Consider the following 16,245-nt stretch of genomic DNA (forward strand, 5'->3'; position numbering starts at 1 on the left):
GAGCATGTAGCGAAGCGGAATGCACAGCGGGGTGGGGTGATCTCTCCATTCGGGCACTGCCTGAGAGGCCACCCCACCCCGTCTCACATTTCGCTGCGCTCAATGTGATCCGACCCTCCCCCTCCAGGGGAGGGTTGCGTCTACCTCAGTTCATTCCCTGCGCGCCGCGCACCAGCCTGCCCGGCCGCGCGCCGGTGGCCTTGCCTTCGCGCTGGGTGACCACGCCGGAGACGATGGTGGCGTCGTAGCCGTCGACCTGTTGCAACAGACGGCGTCCGCCGACCGGCAGGTCGTAATGCACCTTCGGCGGATGCAGATGCAGCCGGTCGTAGTCGATCACGTTGACGTCGGCCTTGAAGCCCGGCGCGATCACGCCGCGATCAGTGAGCCCAACCGACAGCGCGGTCTTGCGCGACTGTGCCGCGATTACGAACGGGATCGAGAGCTTCTCGCCACGGCTGCGATCGCGCGTCCAGTGCGTCAGCAGATAAGTCGGGAAGCTGGCGTCGCAGATGATGCCGCAATGCGCGCCGCCGTCGGACAGGCCGGGCACGGCGCTCGGTTCGCGCAGCATCTCATGCACGGCATCGAGATTGCCGTCGGCATAGTTCAGGAACGGCACATAGAGCATGCCGCGGCCCTCGTCGGTCAGCATCGCGTCATAGGCGAGCTCCTCCGGCTGCCGGCCCTGGCGGCGCGCCTGCGGGCCGAGCGCGTTCTCCGGCGGCTGTTCGTAGTCCGGCGGATTGCCCAGGAGGTACATCTTGTCGTAGTTCGGCCGGAAGAACAGCGGATCGTCGGTCGCCGTCGCGCTCTCGCTCAGGATCGCGGCGCGCACCTCGGGCCGGCGCAGATGCGTCAGCCGCTCGGCCAGCGGCAGCCTGGCGATTTCGCGATAGCTCGGATGGGTCTGGAACGGGTTGCGCGACAATTCCAGCCCGAGCAGCAGCCCAACCGGCCGCGCCGCGATCTGGGTCGTGATCGACAGGCCGCGCGCGGCGGCCTGATTGATGGTGTCCATGGTCTGCCGCCAGCGCCGCGGCGCCTTGTCGGCCTGGGCGACCGAGAACGAGATCGGGCACTTTGTGTTCTCAGCGACCCGCAGCATCATCGGCAGGTCTTCGTGGACGGTGCTCTGGTCGAGCACGAATTGCAGTACGCTGCGGCCGACGCCGTGCATCGCGCCGGCGATCGCGGTCAATTCATCCTCGCCCGCCTTCAGTGTCGGTGTGTAGTCGCCGGTCGAGGTGCGGTGATTGAGCGTGCGCGAGGTCGAGAAGCCCAGCGCGCCCGATCGCACCGCATCACCTGCGAGCGCCGCCATCGCCTGGTTGTCCTCCACGGTTGCGGGCTCGCGGCGCGCGCCGCGCTCGCCCATCACATAGACCCGTAGCGCTGCGTGCGGCAGTTGCGCGCCGATGTCCATGTCGAAACTGCGCTTCGACAGCCACTCCATGTAGTCGGGGAAGCTCTCCCATGCCCAGGGAATGCCGGCGCTTAGCACCGGCTCCGGAATGTCCTCGACGCCTTCCATCAACTGGATCAGCCTGCCGTGATCGCTCGGCCGGCACGGCGCGAAGCCGACGCCGCAATTGCCCATGATCGCGGTCGTGACGCCGTTCTGCGACGACGGCGTGATGTCCTGGCTCCAGGTGACCTGACCGTCGTAATGGGTGTGCACGTCGACGAAGCCGGGCGTCACCAGTCTGCCGCGCGCGTCGATCTCTTCTTTGCCTTTTGCGGAGACCTTGCCGACTTCGGTGATCTTGCCGCCCGAGATCGCGACATCGGCCTCGTAGAGGTCGCCGCCCTTGCCGTCGGCGATGTTGCCGCCGCGGATCACGAGGTCTGGGGTCGAGGTCATGGCGTTTCATCCCGGAGCTGTTCTTGGTTGCCGGCATCATGGGTGAGCCCCTGATGCTGTCAACCAGCGCCGGTGAAGCTCTGGGATGCGCTGGCAGCGATTTTGCCAGCGAGAACATGCGTTGCGCCCGGCGGAAATTTGTTCCGCCGGGGAAGCCGCTTCGAACCTATCGCGCGCCGAAGAAGGATGTCTTCTGGGTTTCCTCGGCCTGCAGCCTGGCGCGCACCCGCATCAGGTCCTTCCAGCCGATGTAGCCGACGAGGCGCTGATCCTCGCGCGAGATGACGGGCAGATGCGAGACGTTGACCTGCATCAGGCGGTCGGCGAGCCGGTCCAGATACTCATCGGGATACGCGACGGTGATCTTGCTGCCCGCCAGCAGCTGGTTGAGCGTCGCGGTGCGATGCTTGCCGGCGCGGCGCCAGCGCAGCACGGACGGCGGGTCGATCACCCCGAGCACGTGATGGTTGGCGTCGACGACCGGGAAGCTCGGGTGACCGGTCTTCGGGTTGGTCAGGAAGGCTGCCGCGCCGTGCAGCGTCATGGTGTCGGCGACCGTCTCGACCGCCTTGGTCATCACGTCGCGCACTCGCGTCAGCGCAAAGGGATCGACCCGGTACTCGCGCACAAGATGGTGACCGCGCCGAGCGACCTTCTCGGTCAGGATCGATCGCCGCATCAGCAGCACCGTGACGCCATGCGCGCTGCAGCAGGCCGCGATCAGCGGCAGCAGCACATGGGTGTTGCCGGTGAGCTCGACCGCGAAGAAGGTCGCGGTCAAAGGCGAGCGCATCGTGCCGCCCATCGTCGCCGCCATCGCCAGCAGTGCCCAGAAGCCGGGGCTCGCCGCCGGAAGGTAGCCGCTCAGCGCCGTTCCCATCGCGCCGCCCATGATCAGCAGCGGCGCCAGCACGCCGCCGGACGTGCCCGAGCCGAGCGCGACCGACCAGATCACGGCCTTCACCACCAGCAGCAGCAGCGCCGCTTTCAGCACCACGTCGCCTTGCAGCATCGAAGCGAGGTTGTCATAGCCGACGCCGAGCGCCTGCGGTTCGATCAGGCCGCCGAGGCCAACGACCAGGCCGCCGATCAGCGGCCACCACATCCAGTGGATCGGCAGTTTGAGGAAAATGTCCTCGCAACCATAGACCAGCTGGGTGAGCACGCCCGACAGCAGCCCGGAGAGGATTCCGATCAGCATCCAGGCGCCGAGCTGCAACACGGAGATGTCGACGCTGCCGGTGAACGGAAACAGCGGCGCCGGCATGTGCAGGAAGGTGCGCCCGACCGCCGCCACCACGGCGGCGACGGTGACCGGAATGAAGCTGCGCGGCGTCCATTCGAACAGCAGCAGTTCGACCGCGAGCATGATCGCGGCGATCGGCGTTCCGAACACGGTGGTCATGCCGGCGGCGGCGCCGGCCACCAGCAGGGTCTTGCGCTCGTTGTCCGTGACGGGGAGCATCTGTGCGATCAGAGAGCCGATCGCGCCGCCCGTCATGATGATCGGGCCCTCGGCGCCGAACGGGCCGCCGGTGCCGATCGAGATCGCCGACGACAAGGGCTTCAGGATCGCGACCTTGGGATCGAGCCGCGAGCGGCCCAGCAAGATGGCCTCGATGGCCTCCGGAATGCCGTGCCCGCGGATCTTCTCGCTGCCGAAGCGCGCCATCAGTCCGATGATCAGCGAGCCCGCGACCGGCACCAGCACGGTCCAGAGGCCAAGCGGCGAATCCTGCAATTTCAGGTCGGCGAAGCTGAACTGGCCGAAATAGGCGATGTTGGTGGCAAGCTTGATCAGCTGCAGCAGTCCCGCACCGGCCAGCACGCCGGCGGCGGAGACGAACACGGCGATCGCCGAGATCACCACGACGCGAGGATCGGTGGTGAAGTCGCTCAGCAGGTGGCTGGCCTTGTCGCCGATCGTATTGCTGGTCTTGGCGGTGGCTTTGGCGGAGGTGTTCGATTTGGTGGAAATGACGCTCATGGGTGGCGTAAGGCTCGGGGTGGAGTGGACGCGCGCGTCATATCGTATTGCGATATAATTACAAGCGGTAGCCATCGAATGGCAGCGTTGAAACGACCCCCGAGATCGCAAGGCAAGGCCCTGAAACGGGTTCCGGGCCAGGCCGATCGTCTCGCCGAACTGTCTGCGGTTGATCTCGATGCGCTGTCGCGGATCGAGCCGCTCTTGAAGCAAATGTTGTCGCGGCGATCGGAATGAATTCCTGCTGCACATCACGCTTCGGCGCGCTTCTCGCGCTTGGATGGCGATGCGGCCAAATCCAACTTAAAAGCGTGAGCTTAGATACAATTTGCGGCCAATGCGGGCTGCAATGGCGCGATATGCCTTGTCATTGTCATGAAACCTTCATAGACCATGCCGGGGGCGATTTCATTCGATGGACGGCGGCCGGTCGTGACCGATGCGGGGACTGCCATTGCCGTCAGGCATGGCGATCAGGCGGAAATCGAACTCAAGCTGCTTGCGCCGCAAGGAAGCCTCGAAAAACTGCGCGAGGCAGCCTGCATCGTGCAGCATGCGCGCAATCGCGGCGCATTTCACCGGCTGGAAACGGTCTATTATGACACGCCGGAGCGGCTGCTGTTTCAGCATGGCATGTCGTTGCGTGTGCGACGCAGCGGCAAAAGCTTCATCCAGACGCTGAAGCTTTCGTCCAATGGCGCGCAGCCTCTGAGGCGGCGTCAATGGGAGATGCCGATTGAAGGCATCACCCCCGATCTGGCGCGGTTCCCCGCCGACGAGGTCGGCGATCCTGTGGCGGGGCTGAGCAACGATGGACTGGTGCCGGTGTTCGCGACAAAAGTGCGCCGGCACGCGCGGCAGCTCGATCTGCCCGATGCGTCGGTTGAGATCGCATTCGACGAGGGGACGATCGAGGCCGATGCGCGCCAGGAGGTGCTGTCGGAAATCGAGCTTGAACTGAAGAGCGGCAATGCCGGCGTCCTGTTCGATCTCGGAACCCAGCTGCTCGACGCCGCGCCGCTGCAGATCGGCACGCGGAGCAAGGCGGAACGCGGCTATGCGCTGGCGTTCGATGTCGCGCCGTCGGCAACGAAGGCCGACTTGTCAGGCATCACGGCGGACCTCGTGGTCGACGACGTCATCGCACTGCTGGTGGGCTCCTGCTGGCATCATCTTTTGAAAAATCACGCGGTGGCCGAGCAGGGATCGGACCCCGAAGGCGTGCACCAGATGCGCGTGGCCTTGCGGCGCTTGCGGACGATCTGTGCGCTGTTCCGGCGCGACATTCCTGCGCCGGCATTTCTGGCGATCAACAGCGAAGCAAAATGGCTGATGCGGCAACTCGGCAAGGCCCGGGATTGGGACGTGTTCGCCGGAACGACCATCACCCGCCTCGTCAGCGCGGTTCCGGATATCGACCTGGACGGCCTTCGCAAGGCGGTCGAGCAGCGGCAGAAGTCGAGCTACGGAACCTTGCAAAGCGTTCTGGCTGACCCTCGATGCAGCCGCTTCCTGCTCTCGCTGGGGCATCTGGTGGAACGCCGCAGCTGGCGCAACGAGATCGACAGCGAAGCGCTGGCTGTCCTGTCACAGCCGATGCCGGTGCTCGCCGATCAAATCCTCGAACGATTGCATCGCAAGACATTGAAGCGGGGTGCGCGGTTCCGGCGGCTCGATATCAACGCGCAGCACAATCTCAGAATCAATCTCAAGAAGTTGCGCTATGCGGCGGAGTTCTTTCTGCCGCTCTATGCGTCTCACGCGCCCGCGAAGCGCTATGTGAAGCGGCTCGCCGGGCTGCAGAACAGCCTCGGGCGGGTCTGCGACATCGGCAGTACGCGCGTGCTGCTCCACACCATCGCGCAGGACGACCAACCCGCGCTTCATCTCGGTATCGGCGCGATGGCCGGCTGGCTGGCCCGCGATCAGATCGCGGTCGCGAAAGCGCTGCGCAAGAGCTGGCGCCGCTTCAAGACGACGCCGGCGTTCTGGGGCCGCTGAATTCGGCGGCGGCGCGTATCGGCCGCGCCTCTCGTGGACAACAGATCGATGCGGCAGGGTGCCCTAACGGGGCTGCGCCTGGATCGCAAGCCCGGAGGCCTGCGGCTTGCGCTCGGTGACCAGCGCAAGCAGCACAGTCAGCACCATGAAGCCCACCGACGCACCGAACACCCAATGCGGCATGTGCTGGTCCATGATCCAGCCGAACAGCAGCGGGCTGACGATGCCGCCGAAGTTGAAGCCGGTGGAGACGATGCCGAAGGCGCGGCCGGCGGCACCGGGAGGCGCGGCGTTGCGCACCATCATGTCGCGGGATGGCGCGATCACGCCGCCGAGGAATCCGGCGAGCCCCATCGCGAAGGTGAGCGCCACCGGCGGCAGGTTCATCAGCGCAATCAGCAGCACCAGCACGGCATTGACCGCGAAGCAGGCCGCGGCAAGCTGGCTGTGGCGATGGGTCCAGTCGGCGAGATAGCCGCCCGCGAGCACGCCCGCGGCGCTGGCGCCGAGGAACGCGGTGAGTGCGATGTTGGCGGTCGAGAACGACGCGCCGTAACCGCCCATCAGCGCGACCACGCCGAAATTGTTGATGCCCGAGGTCGACAGGCTGAGCAGCGTGAAGAACGCGGTCAGCACCATCAGCGCCGGCGTGATCACGCTGGCCTTCGGTGCTGAGTCGTCCTTCGGCTTGTTCTTGTTGGCGCCGGCATCGGGAATGCCGAGCACGATCAGGAATAGCGCCACCAGCGGTCCGACCGCGCCGGCAACGACCAGCGCGCCGAGGCCGCCGATCGAGGCGACCAGCGCTGCCATGATCGCAGGCGCCACCGCGCCGCCGAGGAAGCCGGCAAAGGTGTGGATCGAGAAGGCGCGGCCCATTCGCGCCTCGTCCATATGGGCCGAGAGGATGGCGTAGTCGGCCGGATGGTAGACGCTGTTGGCGAGGCCGAGCGCCACGGCGCAGACGATCAGCGAGGTGTAGCTCAGATGCAGACCGAGCCCGATCAGCGCGCAGCCGCCGATGGTCAGTCCGATCAGCAGGATCTTGCGCGCGCCGATATGGTCGGCGAGGTAGCCGATCGGCGCCTGGGTCAGGCCGGAGACCACCGCGAACACTGTCAGCGCGAAACCGAGTTCGACAAAGCCGACGCCGAGCTGCTGCTTCAGGAACGGGAACAGCATCGGCAGCACGAAGATATGGAAATGGCTGACCCAATGGGCGACCGAAATGCCCGTCAGCGTGCGCAGCGCACTGTCGGCTTTTGCTTGCTGCGGTGCGGCCAGAATATCGACCATGTCAGTGAAACCCCAATTCCAAAGCGTTTTCGAGCGAAGAGGGTATCGGTTCGCGTGCAGAAAACGCGTCAAAAAATATGCCCGGCAGGGCGGGCAGAAAATAAAGGCTGGCCGCTAATTGTCCATGAACGCGCCTGCATGGCTGCCCCCGGCGCGGGCGTGCCGGATCGACACATGCGGCATTAAAGGCGGCGACAAAGTACGGTCCTGCGGTGATGATCGGTCATGATCGACCCCAAAAAGCCGCTCCGGGTGCTTGTGTCAGAGGGCTCCAGCACCTCCGGCCGTGAGGCGATCACGATCCTGGGGCTGGCCGGCCATCACGTCGAGGTCTGCGACCCCTCGCGCTGGTGCCTGGCGCGCTACTCCCGCTTTGTCCACAAGTACCACCATTGCCCGCCGCTGCGGTCAGATCCGGCCGGCTTCCTGCGCTTCGTCGAGCGGCTGCTGGCGTCGCGGCGGTTCGATGTGCTGCTGCCGACCCATGAGCAGGGGTTTCTGTTCGCCCGCGCCGCGGCGCGGCTGACATCACGTACCGGTCTGGCGCTGCCGGACTTCGACAGCTATCGCGCGGTGCACAGCAAGGCCGGCTTCAGCCGGCTGCTCGACCGGCTCGGGCTGCAGCAGCCGCCGACCCGGATCGTGACCTCGGCCGACGGACTGCGCGACGGCCTGCGGTTTCCATCCGTGGTCAAGACGTCGGTCGGCACCGCCAGCCGCGGCGTCTGGTTCGTGCGCGATGCCGGCGATCTCAACCGCGCGCTCTACGATCTCGAATCCGCCGGCGATTTTGCCGGCGAGGTGCTGGCGCAGGATCTCATCACGGGCACGGTCGAGAAGGCCCAGTCGGTGTTCTGCCGCGGCACGCTGATAGGCTTCCACGCCTACCGGCAGATCGCGGCCGGCGTCGGCGGCGGCGAGGCGATCAAGGAGAGCGTGAGCCGGCCGGCGATCCGCGCCGCGCTCGAGACCATCGGCGCGCATCTCGGCTGGCACGGCGCGCTCTCGGTCGACGTCATCATGCCGCTCGACAGCGCGACGCCGCTGTTGATCGACTGCAACCCGCGGCTTGTCGAGCCGATGAACGCGTATCAGTCGGGCACCGACTTGGTCGATCTCCTGCTGCGGGTCTCGCTTGGCGAGACGCCGCCGCCGCTGCCCGATGGCCGCGTCGGCGTGCGGACGCATCTCGCGATGCAGGCGCTGCTCGGCAGCGCATCGCGCGACGGCACCCGGCGCGACCTGATCAGGGAATGCGGCCGCATCGCCGCGGGCGAAGGTCTCTATCGGGGAAGCAGCGAGGAATTGACGCCGGTGCGGCTCGATTGGCTCAGCGCCGTGCCGCTCGCGATGACGACCGCGCTGCTGCTGGCATCACCGCCGATCGCCTCATCGCTGGCGCGCGGCGGCTTCGGCGCGCATCTGCTCGATCGCGCGAGTATCAGGACAATCGAGGGTGAAAGTTTTTTGCGCGATCTCTCAACACGTCGTCCCGGCGAAAGCCGGGACCCATAACCACGAATGGTTATGGGTGAGCGATGCCCATTCACAACATCCGCTGCGGAGTATGGGTCCCGGCTTTCGCCGGGACGACGTGGGGATGGATATCGCTGTCTCTCACAACGGCTCATCGTCATTGCCGTAGCGATCGACCTTCGGCGTGGCGATGTCGCCATCCTCATAATCGTCGTCCTGCGGCGCTGCGGGCGGCGGAGGCTTTTTCGACTTGTCATCGGACTTGTCGTCGATCTTGCCGCTGCCCTTGCTCTTCTTTCCGGCCTTGGCCATGCGTTTCCCCTGCGCGGGTCAAATCATCTGCCGGAATTCTACTCCAGTTTGCGGCCGCTTGTAACGTGAGGAGGCGGCACGGCGGGATCACACCCGCCGCGCCGATCATGCTCTAGAACGTCGCGCCGGCCTTGACCATGTAGGTGCGGCCGGGCAGCGGATAGGCCGAGAAGCGGCCGGCCGTGAATGAGCTCGCGATGGCGTAGTCGTAGTAAAGCGCGTTGAACAGATTGTTCACGCTGAGCGACCAGAAGAAGCGGTCATATTGCCCGCTCAGCTTGAGATCGGCGGTGGCGTTGCCGAGAATCCGGCTCTGGGTGTTGGCCTGGTCGTTGTCCATGATGCGCGAACTCCAGGCCCGCACCGTAGCGTCGAACACCAGATAGTTCTGCCAGATATTCCAGGTCACGCCGAGATTGCCGGTGTAGCGCGACACTAGCGGCACGTCGTTGCCGGCCCAGATGCCTTCGCGGAAGACGGCACGGGTGATCGCCATGCCGCCGCGCAGGGTGACACTGTCGCTGACCTTGAGCGAGGCGCTGGTCTCCGAGCCGTAGCGGCGGGTGGGGTCGAGGTTAGTGTTGTAGAACAACACCGGGTTGAAATGGATCTCGTTCTCGAGATCCATCAGATAGATGCTGGTCTGGACCTGAAACAAGTTGGTCTTGACCCGGAAGCCGCCCTCGACGTCCTGCGACGTCTGGGTCTTGAGCTGGAAGTTCTGCGGGATCGGGGCGAAGGTGAGCGGGTCGAATGACGGCCCCGATGCGACGCGCTCGTCGACATCGGGTGTGCGGAATGCGCGCGCGGCGCGGCCGAACACCGAGAAGGTGTCGGTGAAGCGATGCTCGGCGCCGACATGCAGCGCGTATTGGGTCTCGTTGCTGTCGAGCGGCGCCGCCTGCGTGTCGAACGCAAACGGTGCGTTCGGATCGTAGCGATCGCGTGCCGAGACGCTGGTATTCTGGACGCGCGCACCGTAGGAGAAATCGGTCGTCGGCAGCACGCCGATCGTGTGCTGCCAGTACCCGGCCACGGTTTGCTGCTCGATATTGTAGATGTGATAGGGATCGACGCCCTGATAGGCGCCGCGTGCCTCGCGAAACGTCGAATCGTAATAATCTATGCCGGTCAGGATCGTGGACGGCATGCCCAGCACGACGTTCTTGACGCTGAGCCGCGGCGTGATCGACCAGGTCTGTAGCGCGGCATCATTATAGGTCGAGGCGAAGCTGATGGTCGGCACGGTGCCGAAGAAACCGCTTTGCGTCTCGCGCTGCCGCCAGCCGCCGTCGACGATGAGGTCGACGCCATTCATCAGCGTCTTGGTGAAGCCGGTGGTGACGCTGGCGGTCTGCTGGTTGGCATAGTCGAACGGCGTCGCCGCGCCGCGGCGATCGGTGAGCAGCTCATTGACGCCGATCGACGGATCGACCAGCCGTCCGCCGGGCAGGCCGAGCTTCTGGTCGCTGCCGGTGACGGTGAGGAAGGCGGTGAGATCGGACGTGGTATAATTGACGTTGCCGACGGCGTTGCGCTGGTCGAGTGCGTTGTTGACGCGGTAGCCGTCGGACTTGATGCCGTTGCCGTAGAACGAGGTCGACCACGGGCCGGAATTGAGCGCCGCGGACACCGCGGCCATGCGGGTGTTGAACGAGCCGAAGCCGCCTTCGGCGCGTATCGTCGCCGGCGGACCGCCGGCGCCGGTCTTGGTGATGATGTTGACCACGCCGCCCACCGCGTTGTCGCCATAGAGCACCGCACCGCTATTGCCGCGGGTGATCTCGATGCGTTCGATCGAATCGAGCGGGATCGTCGTGAGATCGAAGCCGGCCTTGTCGACGTCGTTGAGGCGGCGGCCGTTGAGCAGGAACAGAGTGTTGTCCGAGGCGAATGCGCCGAAGCCGCGCAGGTCGACCGAGGTCTTGGCGCCGTTCGGCCCGCCGTAAAGCGTTTGCAATTGCACGCCCGGCACCTGCGCGAGAATCTCGGGCAGCGACTGCAGCGGGGAGTGCGCGATGTCGTCGGCCGTGATCACGGTCGAGGAGGAGCCGACAATGCCCGCGAACTGCCTGCCGCCGCTACCGGTGCCGCCCGTTCCGGTGGCCGGTCCAGTCCCTGTCGTGTTTGATCCAGCTCCGCTGCCAACATTATTGCTTTGCACGGTGCCCGGTGCCGGGCGGCGCGGCGCCGGCGCTTCGTCAGCGGCCGGCTTGGCGCGCGTGAAATTCTGGTCGCTTGGCTTGGTGATTTCGATCGCCGGAAGCTGATCGGGAGCGGGCGCCTGCTGCGCCCGTGCGGTTGAGAGAACGATTGTTGGCGCGATCATCGTCGACGCGAGCAGAAGCGCGCGGCGGCGCCGTTGGGGTGGAAAGGAGAACATGAGCGAGACCTCGGTAACGTCAGTGGCACGTCACCGCGAACCAGTCTCACCATGCGCGCTCGCGTCAGGTGAAGCTCATGCCTGTACTCCCCGACCGGCATCTTCGCGTGTGACCACGGCTGACGGCAGGTCTCCTGGCTCGCGGGTCGTTACCCTTCGTCGCCTTCCCAGGACCGAGATTCCCAGTGGCCTGTGACGAAGGATTCACCGCATACAGTTGCGGGGGCAGCCGCGGCATTGGGGAAGTTTCCCCGCACCGCATTCCCTTTTCATCTCATAAAAGAACCGTCATGTTCATCTAGGGTTCGGCCCGGCAGCAATGTCAACCCGGCGGACGTCGGGCAGCGGTCGCGCGGCTACGGTTTTTGGTGGGTGTCGCTTGCCTGCCACGGCGATCGCTGTAAGAGCATGGATCCAATGAGCGTGCAGGATTTTACCTTGGCGGCCGAGGTCGCGGCGCGGCGCCGGTGGAGCGCCACCGCGGCGCTGCTCGCGCTCGTGGTCCTGCTGCTGGTGTTCTCGCTCGGCATCGGGCCGGTGCGGCTGTCGCCGCTCGCGGTGATCGAGGCGCTGTGCGGCGGCGGCAGCGACGTGGCGCAGGTGATCGTGCGCGAGATCCGGCTGCCGCGCACCATTCTGGCATTCGCGATCGGCGGTATTCTCGGGCTATCGGGCGCGGCGCTGCAGGGACTGCTGCGCAATCCGCTGGCCTCGCCGTCACTGTTCGGCGCGCCGCAATCGGCGGCATTCGGCGCGGTGCTGGTGATCGCGCTGGACCTCGCCGATGTGCGGTCCTACGCGCTGCCGGTGGTGGCGATCATCGCCGCGTTCGGCTCGGTGTTCGCGCTGCTCGCGATCGCCGGCCGCAATGCCGGGCTGCTGATCCTGATTCTCGCCGGGCTTGCGATCTCGAGCTTTGCGGGAGCTGCAACCGCGCTGGTGATGAACCTCTCCAGCAATCCGTTCGTGGTGCTGGAGATCGCATTCTGGCTGCTCGGCTCGCTGGAGGACCGCAGCTTCCAGCACGTGGCGCTGGCGCTGCCCTTCATCATCGCGGGTGCTGCCGTCCTGCTCAGCCAGGCGAGCGCGTTCCGCGCGCTGACGCTCGGCGAGGAGGCGGCGCAGAGCCTCGGCGTCGATGTCGGGCGGCTAAGGTTGCTCGTGATCACGGGCGTTGCGCTCGGCGTCGGCGGTGCTGTCGCCGTCACGGGCACGATCGGCTTCATCGGTCTCGTCGCACCGCACCTGATGCGCCCCCTGATCGGTCACGATCCGGCGCGGCTACTGGTGCCGAGCGCGCTCACCGGTTCGGCGCTGCTGCTCGCCGCCGATATCGCGGTGCGCATCATCCCCTCGACCTCGGACATCAAGGTCGGCGTGCTGACCTCGATCATCGGCGTGCCGTTCTTCCTGTATCTGATCATGCGCGAACGCCGCGCGCTGGGCGGAGGCGTGGCATGACGCTGCTCGCCGCCACCGCGCTCAATGCCTCGCTCGGCAGCCGCAAGGTGCTGCACGATGTTTCGCTGTCGCTGGAGGCCGGCCATCTGGTCGCGCTGGTTGGCCCCAACGGCGCCGGCAAGACCACGCTGCTGCGCGCGCTCGCTGGACTAATTCCATCCGATGGCGACATCAGGATCGGCGGCGACGCGCTGGCGTCGCTGCCGCTGCGCGAACGGGCAAAACGTTTCGCCTATTTGCCACAGGGGCACATGGTGCACTGGCCGCTGCCGGCGCGCGATATCGTCGCGCTCGGCCGCTATCCGCATGGCGCGACCGATCCGGCGCGACTGTTGCCGAAGGATATCGAGGCGGTGGTGCGGGCGATGCAGGCGGTCGACGTCACCGAATTCGGCGATCGCAGCGTCACCGAGCTCTCCGGCGGCGAGCGCAGCCGCGTCGCGCTGGCCCGCGTGCTGGCGGTGGAGGCGCCGGTGATCCTCGCCGACGAGCCGACCGCCTCGCTCGATCCGCGCCACCAGATCGACGTGATGCAGAAGCTGCGCAACGTCGCCGACACTGGCGTGCTGGTCATCGTGGTGACTCACGATCTCGGGCTCGCCGCGCGCTTTGCCGATCATGTGCTGGTGCTGTCGGACGGCCGGCTGGCCGCGCAAGGCGCGCCGGACGAGGCATTGTCCGAAGCGGTCCTCGCGAGCGTGTTCCGGGTCAGCGCCTATCGCGCCGAATTTCAGCGCGAGGCCGTCATCGTGCCGTGGGCGGACGTGTGATGGGTGCGCGGCGTCTCGCAGCTTTGGCCGCGGCGGCATGGATGATGTCGTGTGCCGCCGCCTTGGCGGCCGGACCGAGCATCATCTCGATGAATGTGTGCAGCGACCAGCTCGTGCTGTCGCTGGCCGATCCGGACCAGGTCCTCGGGCTGAGCCGCTTTTCGCGCGATGCCTGGCAATCCTGGGCCGCCGAGCAAGCGCGAAACTATCCGCGCCTGTCGGGCGGGGCTGAGGACGTGTTGTTGCTCAAGCCCGACCTTGTCGTGGTCAGCCTGTTCGACAAGCGCGCGACGCGCGATCTTTTGAAGGCCAACGGGCTGCACCTCGTCGAGTTCACGGTGCCGCGCACGCTGGACGAGGTGAGGGACCAGATCCGCGCGATGGGCGAAGTGGTGCAGCATCCGGATCGGGCGCAGGCCGAGATCGCGCGACTTGACGCGGCGATCGCGCGGGCGCGGGCGGCGGCTGATGGTCATCACTATCGGGTGCTGCCGGTGGAGCGCCGCGGCTTTGTCTCCGGCGAGAGCAACCTGATCAGCTCGCTGCTGGCGGCAACCGGCCTGATCAACGCGGCCGGCGAACTCGGCTTCAGCGCGGGCGGATTTGCTTCGCTGGAGGCCATCGTAAAACTGCGGCCGGATTTCATCCTGGTGTCGGAGGCCGGCGACCGCGCCGAGGATGAGGGCCGCGCCTTCCTGCTGCATCCGGCGCTGGAGCGCTTCTATCCGGAGAGCAAGCGGATCGTGCTGCCGGAGCGGCTCACCGTGTGTGGCGGCGTGATGCTGGCCGATGCGCTGGATCGGTTGACGGCGGAGCTCAAGCGGGTGACGCGGTAGGTACACCGTCATTGCGAGGAGCGACAGCGACGAAGCAATCCATGCCGCAGCAAGCGGAGAGATGGATTGCTTCGCTTCGCTCGCAATGACGGGGAGAAACCTACCCCATTACCACCGGCCCGCCGGCCTTCTTCCACGCGTCGATGCCGCCTTCGATATGGGCAGTGTTCGCCAACCCCGCCTTCTTCGCGGCCGCCACCGCCATCGCGGAGCGTTCGCCGAAGGCGCAGAAGAACACGACGCGGCGGCCGGTCGCGGCCGCGACTTCGCGCAGCATGCCGCCGGGCTGCAAGGTGGCGCAAATCCCGGGATAGGGCGCGTGCAGCGCGCCTTCGAGCGTGCCGTGCTTGGCCCGCTCGCCGCTCTCGCGCAAATCCACCAGCAGGATATCGGGCCGGCCGAGGCTCGCGATGGCGTCGCGCGCGCTAAGCGAGAGGCCTTCCTTGGCCAGCTCGTCCTGGTGCAGGCCGACATGCATGTTGGCGGGCAGCACGACGTCCATCAGCTTCGGGTTCGGCAAATTGAGGTTGTTCATCAGCTCGACATAGTCGTCGATCGATTTCACCTGCAGCCGCGGATTGTAGCGCTTCTCCTCGCCGATGGTGGAGACGGTGTCGCCCTTGTAGTCGTGCGCGGGGAACACCATGGTTTCCTCGGGCAGCTTCAGCAGCCGGTTGAAGATCGAATCATACTGTGCCCGCGCGCTGCCGTTCTGGAAATCGGTGCGGCCGGTGCCGCGGATCAACAGCGTGTCGCCGGTGAAGACGCGGTCGCCCATCAGATAGCTGTAGGAATCGTCGGTGTGGCCCGGCGTGTACAGGGCCTCGAGGCAGAGGCCTTCGATCGTCACCCTGTCGCCGTCGGAGACGCGCATCGAGACCACGTCGGCCTTGCTCTGCTCGCCCATGATGGTGATGCACTGGGTGCGGTCACGCAGCTCGCCGAGACCGGTGACGTGATCGGCGTGGAGATGCGTATCGACCGCCTTGACCAGCCGGAGGTCGAGTTCCTGCAGCAGCTTGCAATAGCGGTCGGCCTTTTCCAGCACCGGATCGAGGATCAGCGCCTCACCGCCGGCGCGGCTGGCGAGCAGATAGCTGTAGGTGCCGGACACGCTGTCGAACAGCTGGCGAAAGATCATGACGGCTTACCTGTTCTCCGGGTCGAGTCGTGAGGAGGATATTATTCCATAGATGGGGTGGATTCAAAGCAAATCCATCCCCCGGAGTAATCCGGTCCCGTCACCCCCAATCCATCACCGTCACACTGAGGAGCCGCGAAGCGGCGTCTCGAAGGGTCGGCGGCCCGGCTCTTTCCGAGAGGAGTGTTGGCGCGCGGAGGCAATGGGGCCGTGCATCCTTCGAGACGCCGCTTCGCGGCTCCTCAGGGTGACGGTTCTGGATGGGCGCGGACGCCTACGGCCTCACGTAACTCCAGCCCTGCTCCTGCAGGTCCATCAAATGGACCACCCCCGACGGTACGATGGTGGCGTCCGGGACGACGGCGATCGCGTGGCCTTCGGCCTTCTCCATGCCCTGCCTGGTGTTGTTGCAGGCGGAGAACTGGATCTTGCCGGGGAAGACGAGATCCTTGAGTCGCCTGATGCGGTCCTGCACCGGCGAGGTATCGCTGCGCAGCATGTTGAGGCCGGGACCGTAGGTGACGATGTCGATCTCCACGTCCTCGTTCCTGGCTCGGTAATATTCGATCACGTTGGTCGCGTTGTTGAGCGCGAGATTCATGATCTGCGGGTCGTTCTGGTCGACCTGGATCGCGATATGGTGCGGCTTGTCGGCGGCGAGTGCGCTCGCAGCGAAGGCGAGCGAAAGCACGGCGGCGGCGGCGAGACGGTGAAGCAT

Annotated in this window: 13 protein-coding genes and 1 riboswitch; of the genes, 5 read left to right on the forward strand and 8 right to left on the reverse strand. The window is 65.9% G+C overall.

Translation table 11 applies throughout. The annotated features are described in order from the left end of the window. Positions 1-145 precede the first annotated feature (145 nt). From BraRD5C2_RS29775 to BraRD5C2_RS29785, 3 genes are all read right to left on the reverse strand, one after another. The gene (locus tag BraRD5C2_RS29775; protein WP_223974684.1) at positions 146-1,864 is read right to left on the reverse strand and encodes an N-acyl-D-amino-acid deacylase family protein; all 1,719 of its coding nucleotides are present in this window, start codon (positions 1,862-1,864) and stop codon (positions 146-148) included. Positions 1,865-2,030: 166 nt separating this feature from the next. Next, entirely contained in the window at positions 2,031-3,851 is a 1,821-nt protein-coding gene (locus BraRD5C2_RS29780) for a chloride channel protein (RefSeq protein ID WP_223974685.1), read from the reverse strand. Between the two features lie 408 nt (positions 3,852-4,259). Beyond that, positions 4,260-4,481 carry a hypothetical protein gene (locus BraRD5C2_RS29785; protein WP_223975000.1) on the reverse strand — a complete coding sequence of 74 codons (222 nt, stop codon included), beginning with the start codon at positions 4,479-4,481 and terminating at the stop codon, positions 4,260-4,262. Between BraRD5C2_RS29785 and BraRD5C2_RS29790 the strand changes: the two genes are divergently transcribed. Then, a complete protein-coding gene (locus BraRD5C2_RS29790; protein ID WP_249788371.1) occupies positions 4,377-5,852 on the forward strand; it encodes a CYTH and CHAD domain-containing protein in 1,476 nt (491 codons plus the stop codon). The genes BraRD5C2_RS29785 and BraRD5C2_RS29790 overlap by 105 nt on opposite strands. 63 nt (positions 5,853-5,915) lie before the next feature. Here the strand turns inward: BraRD5C2_RS29790 and BraRD5C2_RS29795 are convergent, their stop codons facing one another. Next, the gene (locus tag BraRD5C2_RS29795; RefSeq protein ID WP_223974686.1) at positions 5,916-7,148 is read right to left on the reverse strand and encodes an MFS transporter; all 1,233 of its coding nucleotides are present in this window, start codon (positions 7,146-7,148) and stop codon (positions 5,916-5,918) included. A 225-nt stretch (positions 7,149-7,373) separates the two neighbouring features. On the opposite strand from BraRD5C2_RS29795, the gene BraRD5C2_RS29800 reads away from it, so the two are divergent. Next, positions 7,374-8,663: an ATP-grasp domain-containing protein gene (locus BraRD5C2_RS29800; protein WP_223974687.1), complete on the forward strand. Its 1,290-nt coding sequence runs from the start codon at positions 7,374-7,376 to the stop codon at positions 8,661-8,663. A 102-nt stretch (positions 8,664-8,765) separates the two neighbouring features. On the opposite strand, the gene BraRD5C2_RS29805 is transcribed toward BraRD5C2_RS29800, so the two are convergent. Together BraRD5C2_RS29805 and BraRD5C2_RS29810 are read right to left on the reverse strand one after the other, a co-directional pair. After that, a complete protein-coding gene (locus tag BraRD5C2_RS29805; protein ID WP_223974688.1) occupies positions 8,766-8,936 on the reverse strand; it encodes a hypothetical protein in 171 nt (56 codons plus the stop codon). Between the two features lie 112 nt (positions 8,937-9,048). Beyond that, entirely contained in the window at positions 9,049-11,265 is a 2,217-nt protein-coding gene (locus BraRD5C2_RS29810) for a TonB-dependent receptor (protein WP_223974689.1), read from the reverse strand. Positions 11,266-11,426: 161 nt separating this feature from the next. Continuing rightward, positions 11,427-11,624: riboswitch (cobalamin riboswitch) on the reverse strand. A 112-nt stretch (positions 11,625-11,736) separates the two neighbouring features. Here BraRD5C2_RS29810 and BraRD5C2_RS29815 point away from each other — a divergent pair. Genes BraRD5C2_RS29815 through BraRD5C2_RS29825 form a run of 3 tightly spaced genes read left to right on the forward strand, consistent with a single transcriptional unit; the run spans position 11,737 to position 14,386 of the window. Continuing rightward, positions 11,737-12,780 carry a FecCD family ABC transporter permease gene (locus BraRD5C2_RS29815; protein ID WP_223974690.1) on the forward strand — a complete coding sequence of 348 codons (1,044 nt, stop codon included), beginning with the start codon at positions 11,737-11,739 and terminating at the stop codon, positions 12,778-12,780. Then, positions 12,777-13,550 carry an ABC transporter ATP-binding protein gene (locus BraRD5C2_RS29820; RefSeq protein ID WP_223974692.1) on the forward strand — a complete coding sequence of 258 codons (774 nt, stop codon included), beginning with the start codon at positions 12,777-12,779 and terminating at the stop codon, positions 13,548-13,550. The genes BraRD5C2_RS29815 and BraRD5C2_RS29820 overlap by 4 nt, the downstream gene beginning before the upstream one ends. Positions 13,551-13,591: 41 nt before the next feature. Further along, the gene (locus BraRD5C2_RS29825) at positions 13,592-14,386 is read left to right on the forward strand and encodes an ABC transporter substrate-binding protein (RefSeq protein ID WP_223974694.1); all 795 of its coding nucleotides are present in this window, start codon (positions 13,592-13,594) and stop codon (positions 14,384-14,386) included. Positions 14,387-14,486: 100 nt separating this feature from the next. On the opposite strand, the gene BraRD5C2_RS29830 is transcribed toward BraRD5C2_RS29825, so the two are convergent. Both BraRD5C2_RS29830 and BraRD5C2_RS29835 read right to left on the reverse strand, forming a co-directional pair. Next, positions 14,487-15,527, reverse strand: coding sequence for an MBL fold metallo-hydrolase (locus tag BraRD5C2_RS29830; protein WP_223974696.1), 1,041 nt, complete (start codon positions 15,525-15,527; stop codon positions 14,487-14,489). Positions 15,528-15,801: 274 nt separating this feature from the next. Continuing rightward, positions 15,802-16,245 (reverse strand): DsrE family protein, encoded by a 444-nt coding sequence (locus tag BraRD5C2_RS29835; protein WP_223974698.1) that lies wholly within the window; start codon positions 16,243-16,245, stop codon positions 15,802-15,804.

The sequence above is a fragment of the Bradyrhizobium sp. RD5-C2 genome, from assembly GCF_019972155.1.
Classification (GTDB): domain Bacteria; phylum Pseudomonadota; class Alphaproteobacteria; order Rhizobiales; family Xanthobacteraceae; genus Bradyrhizobium.

Bases quoted from the DNA above. Each gene is read 5' to 3' on its own strand.
- BraRD5C2_RS29775 (WP_223974684.1), bottom strand. From the start codon at position 1,864: ATGACCTCGACCCCAGACCTCGTGATCCGCGGCGGCAACATCGCCGAC.
- BraRD5C2_RS29785 (WP_223975000.1), bottom strand. From the start codon at position 4,481: ATGCTGAAACAGCAGCCGCTCCGGCGTGTCATAATAGACCGTTTCCAG.
- BraRD5C2_RS29825 (WP_223974694.1), top strand. From the start codon at position 13,592: ATGATGTCGTGTGCCGCCGCCTTGGCGGCCGGACCGAGCATCATCTCG.
- BraRD5C2_RS29815 (WP_223974690.1), top strand. From the start codon at position 11,737: ATGAGCGTGCAGGATTTTACCTTGGCGGCCGAGGTCGCGGCGCGGCGC.
- BraRD5C2_RS29820 (WP_223974692.1), top strand. From the start codon at position 12,777: ATGACGCTGCTCGCCGCCACCGCGCTCAATGCCTCGCTCGGCAGCCGC.
- BraRD5C2_RS29805 (WP_223974688.1), bottom strand. From the start codon at position 8,936: ATGGCCAAGGCCGGAAAGAAGAGCAAGGGCAGCGGCAAGATCGACGAC.
- BraRD5C2_RS29830 (WP_223974696.1), bottom strand. From the start codon at position 15,527: ATGATCTTTCGCCAGCTGTTCGACAGCGTGTCCGGCACCTACAGCTAT.
- BraRD5C2_RS29800 (WP_223974687.1), top strand. From the start codon at position 7,374: ATGATCGACCCCAAAAAGCCGCTCCGGGTGCTTGTGTCAGAGGGCTCC.
- BraRD5C2_RS29795 (WP_223974686.1), bottom strand. From the start codon at position 7,148: ATGGTCGATATTCTGGCCGCACCGCAGCAAGCAAAAGCCGACAGTGCG.
- BraRD5C2_RS29835 (WP_223974698.1), bottom strand. From the start codon at position 16,245: ATGCTTCACCGTCTCGCCGCCGCCGCCGTGCTTTCGCTCGCCTTCGCT.
- BraRD5C2_RS29780 (WP_223974685.1), bottom strand. From the start codon at position 3,851: ATGAGCGTCATTTCCACCAAATCGAACACCTCCGCCAAAGCCACCGCC.
- BraRD5C2_RS29810 (WP_223974689.1), bottom strand. From the start codon at position 11,265: ATGATCGCGCCAACAATCGTTCTCTCAACCGCACGGGCGCAGCAGGCG.